The organism is Paenibacillus qinlingensis, from assembly GCF_013204845.1.
GTDB lineage: Bacteria > Bacillota > Bacilli > Paenibacillales > NBRC-103111 > Paenibacillus_E > Paenibacillus_E qinlingensis.
In genome coordinates, this window is the sequence record NZ_JABMKY010000006.1 from 262,438 (window position 1) to 282,413 (window position 19,976).

Genomic DNA, 19,976 nt, shown 5'->3' on the forward strand with positions numbered 1-19,976 from the left:
TGTGGAGGCGAGGGAATGAATAGTTCACGATTAAAGAACGCATTTGGCGAACCCTATTTAGTTTTCGACGTGGAAGATATCAATGAGGTTCTATCACCAGAGGAATTTTGGAACAAGCTGCCTGAACTCCAATTACAACCATCTCCTCATAATTTATGGACGATTCCATTGTTTCGTTCGTTTTTCTTTGGTTTGACGGAGATGGAAGAAAAGCTTGTGACGTTCCAAGTGGTACATGACGCGCTTCAAAGGGAAGCGGAAACGCCAGTCGTCTCGAATGTCATAGGAACGACTGTCCAAGAACGTTTAGTCAAGGATGAAGCTATGCCCTATAAGCCATTCATGACAGGTCACGATAGGCAAACCCTCACCTACAGCAACCGTTACTATCCAAGACGCATGCATGATTTTGTTTTGCAGGAATATTTGCCTGCTTACGTATTAACCGAGGATCAACAGTTTTGGCGCCGTAGTGAAGAACTACTCGCCTTTCTCCGATATACGCGTTGGAAAGAAGATGGAACGAATGAATTTGTGGAGCAGTTCTATCCGAATGAGTTCCACCCACGTCCCGAGTGGGCTGGAGGGTGGGATTATGTGTTCGATTGGGAGTGGTTGGACGGGTACGGCTACAATTGGCATCTTCATGAGCCCGATCACCACGTTTGTGCAGCTATTGCCTCCCTCCACATCAATATGTATGAGCGAACAGGGATACGACATTATCTGGAGGACGCAAGATCGTTTGTCATAAACCAAATTCCCCGATACGGGTTTCACAAAGGGATTTGGAATGGCCGCGTTTATTATTGGACCGAGTATAATCCTACGGGTAGTTCGGAAGGGAATCCAGTTGTAGACGCTACGGATAACGTTGTTGCTTTAGTCGCTATGGCTGTCGCCAAAACGGGTTACTACGAATCTGATCCCGTGATAAAAGGCCAATTGTTAGAGTACGCACGCGGCTTGTTATGGTATATGATTCGGGAGTGGGAGACGGATGGCAGATGGTTTTATGATGGGGCGGAAAATCCAATGAATGAACGGAGATATCAATCCCATGATATCGTCTGTATCGTTTGCAGCATGATTGCTCTGGTGTATCTGTACAAAGCAGGTGCGGACATCACGCCATTCTTGCGTAGTTTGTCTGAAATGGAGGTCAAATACGCCGCCATGTCGGGGATTTTCCAGCGCAAAGCGTATTTAAAAATGGCTAAAGTGTATGACGGTGAGCCTGCAGCAGGAAATCAATTGATGTTCAGTACTTTCTTCCATGTAATGGGCCCTTCCTTGCAGAATGTTCAATTCAGGGATAGTCTCGCAGAGGGCTTCTCCGTTCCGGACCAATTCCCTATTCGGGTAAGCCGATTGTTGCCTCCGGATGATCTTGTTTCCGATTGGAGGCCTGATCCTGAGAAGGACCGAACGTTGCTGATTAAGAGGGAGCAGATGGAAGAGGGCATCGGATTGCCATTCGAGTTGCAAACTGGCCAAACCTATCGAATCTGCTATTGGGCCAATTGCGATCAGACTTTTGACCGGAATGAGTCGGTGAATCCAGATAGTGAACTGGCTAGCTGGCATCATGTAAAAGGTGAAGCTGTCTATGTTCGAACAACAACAGGAAGCTATGGCGATCGTCCTCATAGTTATGCTTTGCCTTTTTCATTGCGCTCGCAGTTGAATAGCATTAATTTTCTTTCTTTTGGAGCCAGACTGCTGTTTCCATTTCCAGAAGATATAGCTGCGAAAGTCGTAGAGCGTTCTTGGCCTGAGGCGGAATCCTACGTGCAAGAAGCAAAGTACGATACGGAATCTTCCTTGTATTTGTATGAGGTTCAAAGTTTATTCCCTTGGCATACAGGGGGACTTCCATTCGAGCCAGAGCAACATATTGGTAAAGGTCGGGTTTGTAAAGCTTCTGCGGCGGGGCAATTTGTTGAAATGGTTTTCCATTGGCCTAACAACACAGGTAAGGTTAAACTGTTTGCGGATTATACAATGGGAAGGGATAGGGGAATCGTTCAAGTGTATATAGACGGTATGGCTATTGGCGATCCAGTTAACCAATATTGTGATACAGAGTATGCGATACCCGTTAAGCGAATTTCCCTTGCTCAATTATCACTAAATAAAGGTAAACATACACTTATCTTTGAGGTAGTCGGCAAAGATTTGGCTTCATCCGGATATGGCATTGGCTTGCACCATGCGCTACGTATTGAGCGTGTGGCAGAAGGCGAATTGGAGTTGACGTGTTGAAGCGGGCAGACGGATTGCTCTTATGTTGTGTAACCCTTTGGGGAAGTAATTTTGTGTTCGCTTCCATGCTTTCTAAGGAGTTTTCTCCTTTGTTGCTGGCCGCGTTACGATTGACATTATCCATTATCGTTTTACTGATTTACGGGCTGGTAACAAGGAAATTAGTCCGGGTCAACCTGAAGGATTGGAAACAATTATTGCCGTTAGGGATCACAGCCGTACTTATCCATCATAGTACCTTTTTTATCGGATTAAGAGAAACAGATGCGACTACTGCTGCTTTAATCATCGCGTTAGTCCCTATTACTACCGCTATTCTAGCGGCTTTTTTTCTGAAAGAAGCGCTCACCGTGCGAGTAGCCGCAGGCTCTATCCTAGCGTTAATCGGTGTTTATTTGGTGATTGGCTTTGGGAAAGGCATTCATTTGAACATGGAAATAGGTTTGATTTTCATATCGATGATTGCCTTTAGCATCTCTATCATCCAAACCAGAAGAATAGCGGAGAGGCTAGATCCTTTTGTAATTACGGTATATAGCACATTGCTCGGGACCTGCTTGCTGTATCCTGTCGTTATGGTGTATGAACCTATCTTTCATGTTAGTGGGCAAGTCTGGGCTTGGGGATTACTCTTAATCTCAGCGGTGGTCATACAGGCGATATGTTCGCTGATTTGGGCTTACCAGGTGAAGGTCGTTGGGGCAAGCCGGGCAGCTAACTATATTAATTTAGAACCATTCATCGCTATGCTTGTTGGATTTTTGTTAGTGGGAACTAGAGTTAACTTGGCTCAAATGATCGGTTCCGCCATCCTCGTTATTGGTGTGTCACTGGTAACCTCGATGAAAATGAGAACATCCATGCGTAATAATTAACTGTTGTCAGAAACAATACAGTTATGTTATGGTGTAACCAAATACAGAGAAAAGTTCCGAATATGGAATGGGAGTATAGGAGAAACTCATATTATGACAAACAAGAACAATCAGCATGCCGTCAGACTAGCACTGCTGCTCGGTTTATTTTCGACACTTGGCCCTTTTACCATCGATATGTATTTACCAGCCTTTCCTCAGATTGTGGAGAAATTCGGTACAACAGCTTCCCTTGTCCAGCTCAGCCTAACCGCGTGTTTGCTTGGACTGGGTGTCGGCCAAGTGGTTATGGGGTCACTCAGCGATGTCTACGGCAGGCGTAAACCGCTGCTTATTTCCATGGCTCTTTATGTTGTAGCATCCATAGCTTGCGCGATCGCGCCGAGCATCTGGCTGTTGATTTTTGCTCGACTCGTGCAGGGGTTTGTTGCGTCAGCGGGTATTGTCATTTCCCGGGCAATTGCGCGTGACATGTTTAGCGGCCACGAGCTTACCAAATTTTTCTCGTTACTCTTGCTTGTTGGGAACTTGGGCCCACTTGTGGCGCCCGTGGCAGGAAGCGGTGTTCTATCACTATCGAGCTGGATTGGCGTCTTTATTGCTTTGGCGTTGTTGGGGATGTTCCTCCTTGCCATGACCAAATGGAGTCTCAAAGAAACGCTGCCTGTCGAGCGCCGTAGTCCTAGCAATTTTGTCCAGCAACTTCGCAACTATGGATCGCTTTTGCGCGATCGCTCATTTACGGGCTATATGCTCGCACAAGGGGTCATGATTGCGGGGGTATTCGCTTACGTGTCGGGTACACCTTTTATCTATCAAAATATTTATGGGGTTTCGCCTACGGTATTTGCCCTGTTGTTCGGATCCAATGGTATCACCTTGATTATCGGTTCACAGTTGGTCGGTCGAATGGCTCACCGAGTGTCGGAGCAATTCTTCTTGCTGCTCGGTCTATGGCTCGCGGGTGCTGCGAGCATTGCCGTCTTATTGGTGGCCATTTTTCATGGGCCGCTGTATGCACTCGTGATTCCGCTCGTTTTCTTCGTAGCATCCATCGGTATTACATCCACGGCAGCTTTTCCGCTTGCGATGGAGAGCCAAGGACATATGGCTGGCAGCGCAGCTGCGTTGATGGGGGTCATTCCCTTTTTGCTCGGAGCGGTCGTTTCTCCGCTAGTCGGTATTGCCGGTGAACACACGGCTGTGCCATTAGGGGTTATTATTTTAACCACGAGTGCTGCCGCGATGCTGTCTTACTTCCTCTTAGTGAAAAAAGGGTCGAAACAGCCAGTTGAGGGAAATAAGATTTAATAAAATGTATAATATTTCCATTTGTAATGCAGATATTTTTGCAATAATAAAGACGGAGCGCCGCGAGTTTGCGGGCTCCGTCTTTATTTCATATAAAACTACTTGTAAAACGTAGTCTGTTCTCCTCGAAGTACTTTGATAGAAATTTCTTCATTAGTAAGTTGTGTAATTTAACTCAACGGTAGAAAGCCCGCAGAAGCCCGGAAAGTTTTTGGCAATTTTCTTGGCTTCTTCTGGGGAAGCAGCTGCACCTAGTTGTTCAATCCTGCGCAAACGAGAGCGTTCAGACATTTCGGCAGCTGTTATTAAATCGTTGATTTGCTTATACAACTCTGGCCCCCAGATCTTGCCAAAGTCGACATGCATGCGTTCGTCCGCCATATCAAATTCACATTGAATGGCGGATAACGCATCACCGAATTTCCAGAATTGTTCCGCGCTCTTGCGTTTCTTAATAAACGAGCATGGCTCGGCAACCATGGTCAAACCAGCATACATATCGGGGAACCACTCCGCTGCAAGATCGGTTAATCCCTTCCCAGGTGAGCCTTTGAAATATTTGAATTGCGACGTCTTGTAGCCCATTTGCTCCAACCGACGAACACCCATTTGGCAGTGGCGGATTTCATCCCAAAGATGTCGGGCAAGATCAAAAAAGAATGGCTTAGGCATATGCTGAACGCCATAGTACAAATAACATAAGGACTCAGCTGCGCCCATTTCGGTGGCATTAATGTAATGCATTTGTTTAATACTGTCGTGAAGTGGCGACATGCTTGGATCTGCATAAGTTGTCTTATATTTGCTATCGAAAACGTGGATCGGGAATCTCTCTTCATTCCAGGCAGAATCCGTAGGGACAGGCCCTGCCGCTTCGTAAGCAGGAGGAACGGGCCAGTTCAGTGAGGCAGTTTCGTTCTGAGTGGCGTAAACATATATCTGCAAGACTTGATTGACATAGTGCCGCCATTCTGATGTTTGGTGTGTAAGCTGAGCATGATCACTCCCTGCAAAGTAGATGTGATCATGTGCCCATTTGAACAAATCTTGACGATCAAGCATACAAACTCGCAAGATATCTAAGGTTGGAGCATCGAGAATGGGATCCAGTTGATACTGTAATTTCTCATATTCGTTATAGAGATGTTGTAAAAGAATAAGATACCCAGTCACAAAGGATTGTTCGGATGGAGCAAGCGTGACTCTCTCCAAAGCTTCTCGTACGAGGCTAGGGCAGTTTTGTTTCTCTATTGAGGGACCTGGTAACTCTGATATCCGATGAAAGAGATACTTGGCATGTTGATTATGCAAATAGCCAAAACGGCCTAGCTGCGACTTGGACTCAAATTCTTTGACAGCAGGCAACCAGCCAAATACAGCGCGGGAAAGCTCGAACTCTAACCAGAATAGCGCAACTAAGGCATGTGCTGTATCCTTCGGCCGATAGTATCTGCCTTCCTGGTGAGAGCTTACTTTCATAACGAAATCGGTGTCCATCACATTAACGTCACGATGTTCATTCATATACCTTACCTCCCATAGTGTGAATCTATATGTTCATTGTAAGGAAAATGAAGGTAATAAAGTTTCCCGTATTTATGATAAAATATCGATATATTGCTTTTTTTGAGATAGAAGGTGCCGAGTGAAACTGATTGATAATGTGCTATGTCATAACTCGTTTCTGTTCACACATCGAAATATTACCATGGATGAGAATGGCTATGCGATGTTCCATGCCCATCAAGGATTGGAATTTCTCTATGTTGAGCAAGGAGATGGCCATATTATTATGGATAACAAGCTTATTCCCTTGTCCTCGCGAACGTTATATTGTTTTCAGCCTTATCAATTACATCGGATTCATGCTAATGTGCGCAGTAATGAGCCCTATATTCGAACTATCATGGTGATTGAACCCTTAGTATTCCAACCGTATTTGGCTGTTTTTCCTGAACTGCACACGTTATTCTTACGGTTATGGAAAGACGTTCTCCCCGTGCAATCGTTCGAGGTTAGTGAGATCGAGCAAGAATTTGCGTTTTTGCAACATGATTTGTATGAAAATGTAACAAAAAACCAAATAGAAGCGGTTGCTCTAACGTTTATTACCATACTCCGTAAACTACGAGTCATTATGGAGAAGAATATACAGGATCGGGCGAAGGGGACATCTCGCAAAATTGCTTTAGTGGAAGAAGCGATGGCATGGTTAGACAAGAATTATCGTGAGAGTTTCCGGCTGGGGGATCTTGCTGCTGACTTGCACATTTCATCGTATTATTTGTCCCATTTGTTTAAACGAAATACGGGGAGTACGTTGTCGGATTACGTGACGGTCAAACGCTTGAGAGAAGCGTGTTTACTACTTCAGAATACCGATTATTCGATGGAATTTATTGCTTTGCAGGTAGGAATGACTACGTCATCGCATTTTATTTATACCTTTAAGAAACATATGGGCATTACTCCTTACCAATTTAGATTGCAAGTATTAGAATCGTAATAGCGCCTGTTAATCCTGTAAAAATAAAAACGTAGTTTCTGCCTGTGCAGAGCTGCGCTTTTTGCTATGTATTCATAATGTCTCGCGCTATATGTCACTCTATACCTCAAAAAGAGTAAAAAACACAATGAAATAGTGTAGCCTGCAAATTGTGAAGGGGGGCCAATTGTTAGATGATTGCATTGTAAGAATACTTACTAACAAGGGAGCGAATAAAGCATGTTAACTCAAGAACAGCTGCAACAATACCAAGAAAAAGGGTTTATCATTTTCGAAAATTTATTCTCAAATGAAGAAATGGATCGCGTACGCACCATCATTGATGGTTTGGATGAGGAATCCGAGCGTCGTCTAAGTGAAGCTGGACAAGGGTTTAACAACATACCGAATCAGATCAATTTTACTAGTGGATTAAACTTTATGAGGCCTGAACTACAGCAGTTTACGGCTGATGATCGTTTCGTAGATATTACTACGTCAATTCTTGGACCAGACATTCGTTTGTATTGGGATCAATCGGTTTATAAACGACCAGAAGCCAAACGAGATTTTCCATGGCACCAGGATAATGGCTATGCACCAATTGAGCCGATGCATTATGTAACCTGTTGGCTTGCACTTGAAGACGCGACGCTTGAGAATGGTTGCATTTGGATCCAAGAGGGCTCGCATCATAAGGGCTTTGTGGAACATGTGAAAACGGACATCGGTTGGTTGTGTTACTATGGGGACGTTCAGGGGACACCAGTACCTTTGAAAAAGGGAAGTATGGTCGTATTCCACTCGTTGTTGTTCCACCGGAGTACGCCGAACCGAAGTAAGGATACACGCAAAGCTTATGTGATTCAATATTCAGTAGAAGGCTCTACAGACCCAAAATCCGGCGCTGAGTATAAGAATGGACCGATCATTTCACAGAATGGGAAAGCAGTCTATGAGCGCTTTCTATCCAAAGAGGAGGTCTAGTCCTATGAAATATAGTATCTTCCCGGCTACGGGGGATTCCATCTCTAGGCTTGGTTTTGGCGCGATGGGCCTCGGAGGCGCTTTCGGTGCTCATGATGAGAACGAGTTAATTCATGCCGTGTTGCACAGTTTGGACAAAGGTGTGAATTTCATCGATACGGCTCGCGGCTATGGGGCATCAGAAGAGCTTATCGGCAAGTCATTAAAGCAATGGAAGGGCGATCGCCCTTTCATCGCTTCGAAAATACGCCCTCGTGGACCTGGTTATTCTTGGGGGATGCCTACTCCTGTGGAGGAATGCTTCCCCAAGGGGTGCATTACCTCTGATATTGAGGAGTCACTGCGAACATTAGGTGTAGAAACGATTGATTACATGCAAATGCATCAGTATTGGGCTGGTTGGGAGAAAGCCGACTATTGGATGGAAGAACTGATTCGGGCCAAAGAGGCTGGCAAGATTCGAACAATTGGCATATCCATCACCGATCATAGGCATGATACAGCGTTAGCGTTGGTGGCGAGTGGAGCTATCGATTCGATACAAACCATTCTCAATATCTTTGATCCGCTTGCATTGGACTGTTTATTACCCCTTTGTGAACAACACGGTGTTGCTTTCTTCGCAAGATGTGTACTTGATGAAGGCGGTTTAACAGGTTTTTTAACAGAATCAACCGTATTTGCAGATCATGACTTTCGTAAAACATTTTTTGAAAATGTGCCACGATCCCAATATATGGCGAAAGTGGATCGACTTCGTCCGTATTTGGATGAAGAAACAAGGACACTTGCTCAACTTGCGATTAAGTTTGTGCTGCACTCGCCTGCCGTTACTTCGGCTTTGGTATCTATGCATATCCCAGCGCATGCTGACGATAATTTTCAGGTGCTTCAGACAGAGCCCCTTTCCGACGAGATATTCCATACACTCCGCACGAAGCATCGCTGGATTCGCAATTTTTACGACACCAAGTATTGGTAGAACTAGAACGTCCTTATGATAAGAGAGGGGGATATAATCATGGGAAAGCAGGTCCTATGCTGTATTAGAAATTTTCAGCAGTTTGAATACGGCCACGTCTTACGAGAATTGGTGGAGCAAGCTCACGAGGTTCGTTTAGAGCGGTGTCAAAGCCAATGCATCGGTTGTCGGCAGCAACCTGCAGCCATCATCGAAGGGAAATGGATGGGGTTTGATAATTCCGAACAAATACGGCAATATGTAAGTGAGAAGCTTTCATAAAAGCAAAGCTTGAAAGTGATGGTTAGGAGTGAGCTAGGTGAAGGATCCCAAAGGATTGATGGACGAATACTGGCATATTCGCTTATACCAAGTGGAGGAAGCCTTCTATAAGGCCATCGATATACAGAACCTAATATATCCGTACTGGGTTGTCAGCTTTATCGTGGAAGGACAAGTGGACGTAGAAGACGGCAGCAAGTCGCAAACGGCGAGGGCTGGACAGGTCATGCTGCACGCCCCAGGAATGCCTTTCGCTGAGAAATCAGCTACGCCCGGTCTTCACCTTTGGATGTTAATCGATGTGAGAAACAGCTATCAGGTTGATTTGTTCCGTTTATATCCCTTAACGGAAGTCATGACAATGATAGATCCAGCGGCATACTCCGCCATTTTTTACAAACTTTTGGCAGCTTGGCAGAAGAAGGACTCTCCCTTCCGGGAAATAGAAATATCAGCTATTGGCATGCAAGTTGTGCATTTATTATTGGAGAGCTGGGATCAGAACGGTCGTGTTCATCGCAATGTCCAGGCAGGCAGAAACGGTGAACGTTTAGAGAAGGTCATCTCTTATATTCATACGTCTTTTCATGAGAAAGTGACGAGAAAAACATTAGCCCATCTCTTGCATTTAAATACGAACTATTTGGATAAAATTTTCATGGAAGAATATCAGATGAACCCGATGCAGATGATACGTGAGCTTCGACTTAAGAAAGCCAAGGGAATGCTAGAGAACGGCAACGATAGTCTGACAGATATCGCTTCTGCATGCGGGCTGGGGGATGCTTCTTACCTGAGCCACCAATTCGTCAAGAGGTTTGGCGTCAATCCTGGCAAGTACAGAGAGCAGGTACGTCAAACAAGACAGTCGTATTATCACACACAGGAGAATGAAGTTTAACTTTTCTGCATGAGAGTTCTACGATCATAAAAGGAAGCCAGCAAACGGAAGAGTTTGCTGGCTTCTTGCACATCAGGTTGTCAATATGTCTATTTATATTGGAGCAGCATGACACCATAGGGGGCAATCGTAGTTTCCCCTTGAAACGATTGTCCGCTTAGCCTGTCAGTGCCCGTCTCATGAATGTCTAACGTCTGCGTCTCACTCGTATAGTTCAAGATGAAATCAAGTGGCTGACCTCCGTGTCCTCTGCGTGAAACGATTTCAAGCTCTTTGGGAGCTGTCACACGCTGCTTGCTCTTAGGAGCTGAAGCTACATGCTGCATAATGGCTTGCACGAGTTCAATGGTGAATAGGCTGCCGCAATAAATGACACTGCCTGTACCGACAGGTACACGGATGATAGCAGGCTTATCTTTGTAATAATCTTCAGTATACGTTGCCAATACTTCAGCTTGCGGATGTTCGGGTTTAAGAATCTCGTTAAATACGGGCGCTTCCATCCTCTCGCTAGACTGCTTTTCTCCTGTATCCACGAAACGGACGTAAGAAGGTTTCTCGCTGGAAACCATAGTGTATTCGGACACTTCAAGACCGCACAGTTCCCTTACGATGCCTGGAAAAGGCAGCATATAAGCACGGTTGGAACGATCCTTGTACCCGCTGCGTGGACCAAGTACTACAGTCCCGCCTTGTTCTGCGTACGCTTGCAACTGCTGCACATCTTTCGGTTCCAATAATTGAGCGTTTGGATAGAAGACAACATCATACCGTTGGACGCTTTCTTCGGTATGTAGATGACGGACAGATAAGCTATCTACGGTCCAGTGCTTCTCTGTCAAACCACGAAATATAGCGCCTACATGACTTCCTTGAGAATTACCGATGTAGCGGTCGATATGGTTGTTGCTGTCATTGTCATAGTCGGAAAGAATCGCGATTTGCGCATCTACACAGCTCTCAAGGATCGCTTCCTCGGCGAGTCTAATTTCTCTTCCGATTTGCTCAGCTTCCTTCAAGCGACGATTCGGCTGATTGCCGTAATCATTCAACCCATGCCAAAGCGTTTCTGAACCGTACGGACAGGTGCGCCAACGGAAATATAGAATGCCATCAGCACCATGTGCTATGGATTGGTAGGTCCACAAGCGCATTTGGCCTGGCTTTGGTGTGAACTGGAGATAATCCATGCCCCCAAGCAGAACAGATCCAGATTGACCACCTGGCCCTGATTGCTGCTCAAGAACCAAGAACTTGGATGACATGCCACGGACACGGCCAAGACTTTGGCTCCACCACCGGTCGCGGAAATGGCTAGGCTCTTTCGTGTTAGCCAAGGCGAAGGAAGGATAGGAATCATAAGACATGAAATCTAGCGCCGTTTCTGTCAACTTCTGATTATCGATATTAGAGAAGAGACCATTATGCGTGACGAATTGCCCCGGCGCCTTATCTTTCAGAATACGGGATTGAAGCTCGGCGAAGGCAATGGTGGAGTCGGACGTAAACCGATAGAAATCAAGCAAATGCCCAGGATTATGATAGGTAGCGGTCGGCCGTGGGAGATACACTTGCTGCCAGTCCGTGTAAGTCTGTGCCCAGAATGCTGTCCCCCATGCATCATTTAAGGTATCAAGTGATACATAACGTTCCTGACACCACTGGCGGAAAGCGATATGATCAGCTTCAGCAAAGGAAACACTCATATGACAGTTGAGTTCATTGTCGATTTGCCACCCGATAATATAAGGGTTGCTTCCATAATGCTCAGCCATCTCGGTTACGATTTTGCTGCATAGATCCAAATATTTTGGCGATGTATAGTTGTAATGTCTCCGTGAGCCGTGCTGCATCAATTGACCGTTGAAATCGGCGCGGAGCACCTCAGGATAGGCAGAAGTTAGCCAAGCAGGTGGCGCATAGGTAGGTGTTCCCATAATAACTTTCAGATCATGCTTCGCACATAATTGGATAGCCTCGTCAAACATATCAAAGCTGTAGCGACCTTCTTCGGGTTCGAAAATATTCCAAGCCGTTTCACCCATACGAACCACATTGAAGCCGAGCTCCTTCATTCTGCGAAAATCATCGTCCCATAGAGAGCGCTCCCAATGCTCCGGATAATAGCAAACGCCATATTGGAACTGGTGAGTTTTGTAACTTTTATCCTTATTTAACATCGAACATACCCGCTTTCTTCATTTAAAATAATACCTTATTGCTATTTTATGCAATTATTATTAAATTGAATATAATGAAATATTGCTTCTCATAATACAATATTGCTATTTTAGGGGGAACTATGCGAAGACAGATGTTCATTGCCCAATTGCCGAATAATCCTTATTTCTGCTTTCCGGAATCTTGTGGTTGGTATAATGAAGATCCCAATCATAGTGCAATTCGTCTCAAGGGCGAGTTGATGTATTTTAACCTCCATATCATCCTATCTGGACAAGGGACCGTAACGCTCCAAGATCAGGTTTATGAAGTTAAGGCAGGGGATTGCTTCCTATTTTTTCCTGGAGAAGAACAGAAATATGAGAGCAGTGGATCGGATCCTTGGGAGGTACGGTGGATGCATATCTATGGAGAAGGACTTCTGACGTATATGACGGAAAAAGGCTTTCATCGTACGCCATTATGGTCGTTCAGTGGTTCGATGCATGAACTAAGCGATGCGATGCATCGTGTATTGGAAGCTTTGGAAGGCCCATGGCTTCAGAATAAAAATCAGGTCTCAGCCCTGACCTATCTAGCCATCACGGAGTGGATGATGGGGGCGGTTCCATTTACTTCACGGAAATCCTATGAACGGATGGATCGCATTAAGGGAATCTTGGGTGAAATGCAGCAAAAGGCAGCGCAGCCCTTTGTTCTCGAGGAATGGGCAGATCGGGCTAAAACAAGCGCTTTTTATTTTTGTAGGCTTTTCCATCAAATAACGGGTATGACCCCGCTTACGTATATGACCGTATGCCGTATTCAGAACGCGAAGCAGTTGTTGCTTTCGAATCCAGAGCGCACCGTGAAATCGATTGGGGAAGAAATTGGCTATATACAGACAAGCTATTTCAATAGAAGGTTCCTTCAGCAGGAAGGTGTGACGCCAACCGAATACCGGAAACTGCATCTCGGCAAGTGATGATCAGGTTTCGCCCAACCACAGCATGAAATGGTTGGGCTTTTTTTGCGAATTGTCGGAAAAGTATAAAGGAATGCCAAATAATCTAAATACATGAAAGTGTTCATCAGTCAAAATAAGGATAAGCATGAATGACATTGTTGATTGTAGAGGGAGGAAATCGGTTGAAACGTGTAATGGCTTTTCATCGCAAACAGATTCGACAAGCTTGGGCGTATATGCTGCTGTTATGTATGACAATTACGTTATTGCCTGCTGCATCCGTATCAGCAGCAACGGGGGATCCATTGCCTGTGTTTAGGGAGGATTTCAATGATGGAAATGCAGGCGGATGGACAACCTATGGGTCCGATAATGCAGGGAACAGAGGGTCTTGGACAGTCAATGCCGCGAATCAGTATAGAACGACTGGTTCCCCAGGCTCTAAAACGGTATTTCAGACTACTAATTTCAAAGATCTCGTGTATGAAGCAGACCTCCAAGTCTCCGGCATTAATTCAGATCAATCGGGGTTATTATTTCGCGTCACTTCGCCGGCTGGTGACGTGGCGGATGGGTATAATGGTTATTTCGCTGCACTGCGTGTAGACAAAAAACTTATGCTCTCCAGGGTTGTTGGTGCTGGCGGCAACGAATATAAGGAATTGACGAGTGTCTCCTATCCTTATAGCAGCGGTCATATGAAAGTTGTCGCGGTGGGCAATCACATTCAAGTGTTTGTCGATGATATGATAACGCCGAAGATTGACTTTGTTGATAATGACGGCAAACAAATTACTTCCGCTGGCTCTATTGGTCTTCGAACATGGTGGGGGACAACGAACTTTGATAATCTCGAGGTCAAAGAGTATGCGGCTTCGGAGACAGCTGTTCCGGTGTTTGGTACATCCTCAGGCGTTTACAACAGCGAACAGCATGTTTCGCTCACAACGCCAACCGCAGGGGCAACCATCCGATATACGCTGGATGGCACACTGCCGAATGCTTCTTCCGCCATCTATACCTCACCAATCGTGGTGACATCGGATGTAATCATCAAAGCTTATGCAGAAAAAGCAGGCGAAATGGTCTCGAATGTGGTGACGTCTTCCTATGTTATTGCGGATAGTACACCAGCATTTACGGATGATTTTAACGATGGTAATGCGGAGGGCTGGACGAATTATTTGGGCCAACCGGTCCAAACCTCATGGTCCGTAACGCAAAGTGTTTATAACTATGTGGCTGTTAATCCAAGAGGGGCCAAGTCCGTCGTGGAGGGTGTTTACCAAGATTTTGTTTTTGAAGTCGATATGAACCCACAGGAAGCCGTGTCTTCCAATAGCGGGGTGGTTTTCCGAGCAACGGCACCGGCGGATGGTGTGGATAAAATGAATGCTTATTACGCCGGTATGAATGCTGCCGGGAAGCTTCAAATCGGAAAGATGAGCGCAACGGGAGCGACGGGCGCATGGTCAGAAATAGCTTCAGTAGTGGTAAGCGGCGTCAAGTCGAATGACTACAATCACTTGAAAGTGATTGCACTTGGAACGCATTTTTACATCTACGTAAATGACGTGTTGGCCTACGATTTTACAGATGCAACGTATGCGGTGGGGACAGTTGGGCTGAGAGCATGGAATGAGAATCTACAGGTTTCTTATGACAATGTTTCATTGAAGCAATTAACTCCTGTTGTACTGCCTGTGGCAGCACCGGTTATTAATCCGAATTCGGGTACATTCCCTAGTTCGCAAATCGTCACCATATCGACTCCGACTGTCGGTGCCGACATTCACTACACAACCGATAACAGCACGCCTACATCGGCATCACCTGTTTATGACGGTCCAATCACGTTGACAGCAACAACGACGGTGAAAGCTATGGCAACTAAAAATGGCATGCTCGACTCCTCGGTTCAGAGTGCGACCTTCACGCTAGTCAGTCATACATTCTCAGATGATTTTAACGATGACAATGCGAATGGCTGGGCGAATTATGAAGGAACATGGAATGTTGCGAACAAGGCTTATCAAATAACGGATAAAGGTCCAGGTTTTAAATCCGTTGCTGCGGGTACTTCTTTCGACAACTTTGAATATGAGGCCGACATTACGTTGAAAAACGGTGTGAATAATGATAATGCAGGCTTAATTTTCCGAGTTACGAATCCGAGCAATGGCGGAGATAACATGAAAGGTTATTATGCGGGACTTACCTCAAATGGGCGTGTGCAGTTGGGGAGACTGAATAATAACTGGAAAGAGCTCGCATCGATTATTTACCCAGTTTCGCAAAATGTCGTCTATCGCATGAAGGTTAAAGCGGTCGGCAGCCATATTGATATTTATATCAATAACGAGCTTATCGTAAGTGCGGTTGATACAACCTATACAACTGGGGCGATTGGTGTTAGAGCACATTACGTTGCAACAAGCTATGACAATATTAATGTCAAAGATTTAGGTGAAGTTCAGATGCCTACGTACGACTGGTCTTGGGTGCAAGGCGCAGTTTTCGTACCAACGAACGTTGTGAATCAGATTCAGCAATGGAACGAATATGATCACGATATTAACGATCGCGAATTAGGCTATGCGGAATTGTACGGCATCAACTTTGTGCGGGTATTCGTACATAACTTGTTGTGGGAAAACGATAGTGTGAGATTGTTAGCCAATCTGGAAGATTTCTTGCAACTAGCCGACAAACACGGTATCAAAGTAGAACTTGCCTTTTTCGATGATTGTTGGAATGACAATCCGGTCATGGGGCCACAATTAGCTCCACTTTACGGTGCGCATAACAGTCGTTGGGTAGAAGGTCCAGGGGATGCAGTTAAATCCAACTATGCAGCGAATAAAGCCGCATTGAAAGCGTATGTGCAAGGAATTGTCGGTGCACATAAGAATGATTCACGTATTGCTTTCTGGAACATTTATAATGAGCCGAGCAATGGCGAGAGTGGACTTATGGATCAAATTACGAAGCAGATTATGAACGATGCACGTATTTGGATCAAAGAAATCGATACCAATCATCCTGTATCCTCAACAGGTGGCCAATTTAGCGGTGATCCTACGTCAGACTTCATTACTTGGCATCCGTATGAGTCCGATTATCCGACACCTTACGGAGTCAGCAAGGGAATTCTTGCGGATGAAGCAATGAACAGATCGACACAAACGGTAACAGGTATTGTGGAACACTATGGTCAAAAAGATATCGGTTTCGTTATGTGGGAATTCGGTATCGGTCGAGATAACACTCGCTTTCCTTGGGGATCGGATACGAATCCATTGACGTCTGAGCCGACGATGCCATTCCACGGGATCACTTATCCAGACGGGCACCCGTGGGATGTGAACGACATTAAGGCATTAACAGGAACAGCTTTCAATACGCTGCCCGTGTTTAACGTGAGCTATTTTAAGGATGAGAATTTTACAACATTAGCTAAAACATCTTTCACACCGAAGATTGATTTCGATCTTGGAAATGAGAAGGGCACAGGTTCGCCAGACCCAACCGTAGGCATTGGTGAGGATCATTTCTCCACGCGCTGGGTGGGAACCGTGCAGCCGACGAATTCTGGGACGCATACGATTTATGTGGATAGCGATAATGTGGCTAGAGTGTGGATCGGCGACACGTTGGTCGTTAACAAAACAAGCAGCACCAAAGAGGAAATAAGCAGTACGATTGCCCTAACAGCTGGAGAAAAGTATCCGGTTAAAGTCGAGTATGTTCACGCAAGCGGTAATGCTAGTTTACATGTTAAATGGTCACATACCCAGCTAACCAAACAAGCAGTAACAGCTATTTATGCTGGGAAAAGTGTAACGTCCGTTTCCTTAGATGCTTCAGCATTAACGCTGAAAGTAGATGAAACGAAAAAGCTGACAGCAACCATCTCACCTGGAGATGCTTCCAACCAACTGCTTACGTGGAGTTCCAGTCACACAGGCACTGTACAAGTGGATACGAGCGGTAATGTGAAAGGGATCAACAAAGGAACTGCGACGATTACAGTCACGGCAGCTGGTGGGAAAACAGCCTCATCTATCATTACGGTGACGGATAGCGGCACGTTCAAGAACCCCATCGTACCTGTCTCAAGCGGTGCTGGTTCGGCGGATCCGAGCGTAGTTTTCAAAGATGGCTACTATTATTATGTGAAATCGGAAAATGATGCTGCGATTCAAGTCGTGAAAGCGAAACGTCTGCAAGATATTGGCATCGAGCCTCGTGTTACGGTCTATACTCCGCCTAGTGGACTCATGTATTCCAAAGGGTTATGGGCGCCTGAGATTCAGAACATCAATGGCAAATGGTACATCTATTTTGCAGCAGATGACGGTAACAATAATAATCACCGCATGTATGTGCTCGAAAGCGATACGAATGATGCTCAAGGCAGCTATACGATGAAAGGTAAGATAGCCGATGCCACAGACAAATGGGCTATTGATGGCACTGTCTTAGTGAAAAGCGACAATTCTATGTACTTCGTATGGTCTGGTTGGGAAGGCGATACGAATGTGAGTCAAAAGATTTATATCGCACCGATGAGCAATCCCTGGACGATCAGCGGACCTCGCGTGTTGCTATCTTCACCTGATCAAGCTTGGGAGCTTGATGGCACACCAACGATTAATGAAGCTCCGGAAGTTCTGATCAAGGAAGATAAAATCTTTATTGTGTATTCGGCAAGCGGCAGTTGGACAGATAATTACAATTTAGGCATGCTGACCAATACGGATGGAAATGTCCTTAATCCAGCTTCGTGGATGAAGTCAGGTTCCGTATTCAGCAAATCCGCGGGAGCATTCGGTCCTGGACATAACTCATTTACGAAGTCGCCGGATGGTTTAGAAGATTGGATTGTCTATCACGCGGATCTTAAATCGGGCGGAAGCTGGGCGAATCGTTCCGTTCGTGCTCAGAAGTTCACTTGGAATCTGGATGGCACGCCAAATTTCGGCACGCCGGTTGCTTATGGGGCTTTGATTCAGGAGCCATCTGGTACACCGTCAATCCCCATGTACAACTATGAAGCGGAAGATGCGATTCTTGGAGGTACGGTGAGAATTAACAATTCCGACGAAGCTTCTGGCGGCAAGGTGGCTGGTCATGTGGACACGGCTGGAAGCGACTATATCTTATTTCAAGTAAATGTTGAGAAAGCAGGCGCTTATCAAATGACGGTTATGGCTGCCAATGGAACCGGAGGTACGGTTATCGCTCAACAAGATGTTTCCGTTAATGATGGAGCCAATCAAGTCATTGATTACAAACAATTCGGATGGGGGCGTTATAATCCATCTGCGATCACGATCACGTTGAATCAAGGTTTGAACACGATTAAGTTAACCAAGAAGACAAATTTTGCTGAGATCGACAGACTTATTCTTGAGCTTTTACAGCCATCGGGTCCACCTGTCTATCATACGGACATCAACGGAAGTGCTGGTGTTACAATCGGTGATTTAGCGATGGTAGCGGCTTCTTATGGTAAACAGCAAGGCGATGCCGATTGGGATGCAGATGCTATGAAAGCAGATATTAATAAGGATAACAAAGTAGATATCGAAGATCTTTCCATTGTTGCTAGTGAAATCATGCAATAAGGATAACTGTAAGGGAGGATGTATATCGACATGAAATTTCATAAATGGTTTGTAGGTTGTCTAATGCTAATTACTACGACAAGTGCTGTACTTCCTAGTGCATTTGCGGCAACAGAAACGACAACGCCTTCTTACACACTTACACTTTCAAACCCAAATCCTTCCAAGGGAGAGAAAGTCGAAGTGCTCATCAAAGGACACGAGTTGAATGATCTTTACGCGTATGAATTGAATGTGGATTTTGACCCATCACTACTTACTTTGAAAACCGCTACGACGCAAATTTCAGGCTTTTCCGTTCCTTATGTCGTGAAGGATAACCACATTCAGCTGGCTCATACGCGGGTCGGGAAAGTGGCTGGAGATAGTGGCGATCAAACGTTGTACACATTGGTGTTCGAGGCGATTGGTCAAGGAAAAGCTGAAATGTCACTAAGCAAAGTGAAATCCGTCGATTCACACCTTGCTAGTACCAATCAGCAACCAGATGCCAAGGCTGAATTCCACATCGACAGCTCGCAGCCGTTTGATGATTTAAGTGACTTCAGCTGGGCGGAAGATGCGATAGCCTACTTAGCGGGCAAAGGTGTTGTAAACGGTACTGGCGATCGCGTATTTAGCCCAGAACTTCCTGTTTCGCGTGCAGACTATGTTGTTCTATTGATGAGAGCGCTGAATCTGAAGGGATCTGCGGGAGCACGCTTTGCGGATGTGGAGCAAGGGAAATACTACGAGGAAGCTATTAACACAGCCAGAGATTTGGGGATCGTAGAAGGAGATGAGAGCAATTTCTTCCATCCACAATCTTCTGTAACCAGAGAAGACATGATGGTACTTACTGAGCGGGCTTTGGCTAAAGTTACGAAACTAGCTAGTCAACAAGACGCAGCTGCTTTACAACCGTTCAACGATGTCGCGGATATCTCAGACTATGCGCTAAACAGCGTATCCAGTTTGGTCAAATTGGGTCTGGTTCACGGATACGGGGATGGGATCCACCCGAAAGATTCAACAAATCGTGCGCAAGCAGCGATGCTGATGTATAACATTTTGAAGACGCCAGACTTATTGCCAAAGAAGTAGTACAGAGAAGGCCTTCAGGGTACGAACCCTGGAGGCCTTTTTTCGTCGTATGCGAAGCTCATTTCAAAC

The 19,976-nt window shown here is 45.4% G+C and carries 13 protein-coding genes; 11 read left to right on the forward strand and 2 right to left on the reverse strand.

Annotated elements, in window-relative coordinates; translation table 11 throughout:
- Positions 1–15: 15 nt before the first annotated feature.
- The 3 genes from HQN88_RS14435 (at position 16) to HQN88_RS14445 (ending at position 4,451) form a co-directional block, all read left to right on the forward strand.
- Positions 16–2,265, forward strand: coding sequence for a hypothetical protein (locus HQN88_RS14435; protein WP_173112933.1), 2,250 nt, complete (start codon positions 16–18; stop codon positions 2,263–2,265).
- The gene (locus tag HQN88_RS14440; protein ID WP_274319336.1) at positions 2,259–3,140 is read left to right on the forward strand and encodes a DMT family transporter; all 882 of its coding nucleotides are present in this window, start codon (positions 2,259–2,261) and stop codon (positions 3,138–3,140) included. Before HQN88_RS14435 ends, HQN88_RS14440 begins: the two co-directional genes overlap by 7 nt.
- Before the next feature lie 93 nt (positions 3,141–3,233).
- Positions 3,234–4,451, forward strand: a complete 1,218-nt coding sequence (locus tag HQN88_RS14445) for a multidrug effflux MFS transporter (RefSeq protein ID WP_173112939.1) — start codon at positions 3,234–3,236, stop codon at positions 4,449–4,451.
- Positions 4,452–4,604: 153 nt separating this feature from the next.
- On the opposite strand, the gene HQN88_RS14450 is transcribed toward HQN88_RS14445, so the two are convergent.
- Positions 4,605–5,975 (reverse strand): DUF455 family protein, encoded by a 1,371-nt coding sequence (locus HQN88_RS14450; RefSeq protein WP_173112942.1) that lies wholly within the window; start codon positions 5,973–5,975, stop codon positions 4,605–4,607.
- 121 nt (positions 5,976–6,096) lie between these two features.
- Between HQN88_RS14450 and HQN88_RS14455 the strand changes: the two genes are divergently transcribed.
- From HQN88_RS14455 to HQN88_RS38380, 5 genes are all read left to right on the forward strand, one after another.
- Positions 6,097–6,957, forward strand: a complete 861-nt coding sequence (locus tag HQN88_RS14455; RefSeq protein WP_173112945.1) for a helix-turn-helix transcriptional regulator — start codon at positions 6,097–6,099, stop codon at positions 6,955–6,957.
- A gap of 219 nt (positions 6,958–7,176) precedes the next feature.
- On the forward strand, positions 7,177–7,923 hold the full coding sequence (locus HQN88_RS14460; protein ID WP_173112948.1) for a phytanoyl-CoA dioxygenase family protein: 747 nt from the start codon (positions 7,177–7,179) through the stop codon (positions 7,921–7,923).
- Between the two features lie 4 nt (positions 7,924–7,927).
- The gene (locus HQN88_RS14465; protein WP_173112951.1) at positions 7,928–8,905 is read left to right on the forward strand and encodes an aldo/keto reductase; all 978 of its coding nucleotides are present in this window, start codon (positions 7,928–7,930) and stop codon (positions 8,903–8,905) included.
- A 39-nt stretch (positions 8,906–8,944) separates the two neighbouring features.
- A complete protein-coding gene (locus HQN88_RS14470) occupies positions 8,945–9,166 on the forward strand; it encodes a hypothetical protein (protein WP_173112954.1) in 222 nt (73 codons plus the stop codon).
- 37 nt (positions 9,167–9,203) lie between these two features.
- A complete protein-coding gene (locus HQN88_RS38380; RefSeq protein ID WP_173112957.1) occupies positions 9,204–10,067 on the forward strand; it encodes a helix-turn-helix domain-containing protein in 864 nt (287 codons plus the stop codon).
- 89 nt (positions 10,068–10,156) lie between these two features.
- Here HQN88_RS38380 and HQN88_RS14480 read toward each other — a convergent pair whose 3' ends face one another.
- A complete protein-coding gene (locus HQN88_RS14480) occupies positions 10,157–12,247 on the reverse strand; it encodes a beta-galactosidase (protein ID WP_173112960.1) in 2,091 nt (696 codons plus the stop codon).
- Positions 12,248–12,369: 122 nt separating this feature from the next.
- Between HQN88_RS14480 and HQN88_RS14485 the strand changes: the two genes are divergently transcribed.
- The 3 genes from HQN88_RS14485 (at position 12,370) to HQN88_RS14495 (ending at position 19,907) form a co-directional block, all read left to right on the forward strand.
- On the forward strand, positions 12,370–13,212 hold the full coding sequence (locus tag HQN88_RS14485; protein WP_173112963.1) for an AraC family transcriptional regulator: 843 nt from the start codon (positions 12,370–12,372) through the stop codon (positions 13,210–13,212).
- Positions 13,213–13,376: 164 nt separating this feature from the next.
- The gene (locus tag HQN88_RS14490) at positions 13,377–18,824 is read left to right on the forward strand and encodes a family 43 glycosylhydrolase (protein WP_173112966.1); all 5,448 of its coding nucleotides are present in this window, start codon (positions 13,377–13,379) and stop codon (positions 18,822–18,824) included.
- Between the two features lie 30 nt (positions 18,825–18,854).
- Positions 18,855–19,907, forward strand: coding sequence for an S-layer homology domain-containing protein (locus HQN88_RS14495; protein ID WP_173112969.1), 1,053 nt, complete (start codon positions 18,855–18,857; stop codon positions 19,905–19,907).
- Positions 19,908–19,976 lie beyond the last annotated feature (69 nt).

Bases quoted from the DNA above. Each gene is read 5' to 3' on its own strand.
- HQN88_RS14435 (WP_173112933.1), top strand. From the start codon at position 16: ATGAATAGTTCACGATTAAAGAACGCATTTGGCGAACCCTATTTAGTT.
- HQN88_RS14445 (WP_173112939.1), top strand. From the start codon at position 3,234: ATGACAAACAAGAACAATCAGCATGCCGTCAGACTAGCACTGCTGCTC.
- HQN88_RS14450 (WP_173112942.1), bottom strand. From the start codon at position 5,975: ATGAATGAACATCGTGACGTTAATGTGATGGACACCGATTTCGTTATG.
- HQN88_RS14460 (WP_173112948.1), top strand. From the start codon at position 7,177: ATGTTAACTCAAGAACAGCTGCAACAATACCAAGAAAAAGGGTTTATC.
- HQN88_RS14465 (WP_173112951.1), top strand. From the start codon at position 7,928: ATGAAATATAGTATCTTCCCGGCTACGGGGGATTCCATCTCTAGGCTT.
- HQN88_RS14470 (WP_173112954.1), top strand. From the start codon at position 8,945: ATGGGAAAGCAGGTCCTATGCTGTATTAGAAATTTTCAGCAGTTTGAA.
- HQN88_RS14480 (WP_173112960.1), bottom strand. From the start codon at position 12,247: ATGTTAAATAAGGATAAAAGTTACAAAACTCACCAGTTCCAATATGGC.
- HQN88_RS14485 (WP_173112963.1), top strand. From the start codon at position 12,370: ATGCGAAGACAGATGTTCATTGCCCAATTGCCGAATAATCCTTATTTC.
- HQN88_RS14495 (WP_173112969.1), top strand. From the start codon at position 18,855: ATGAAATTTCATAAATGGTTTGTAGGTTGTCTAATGCTAATTACTACG.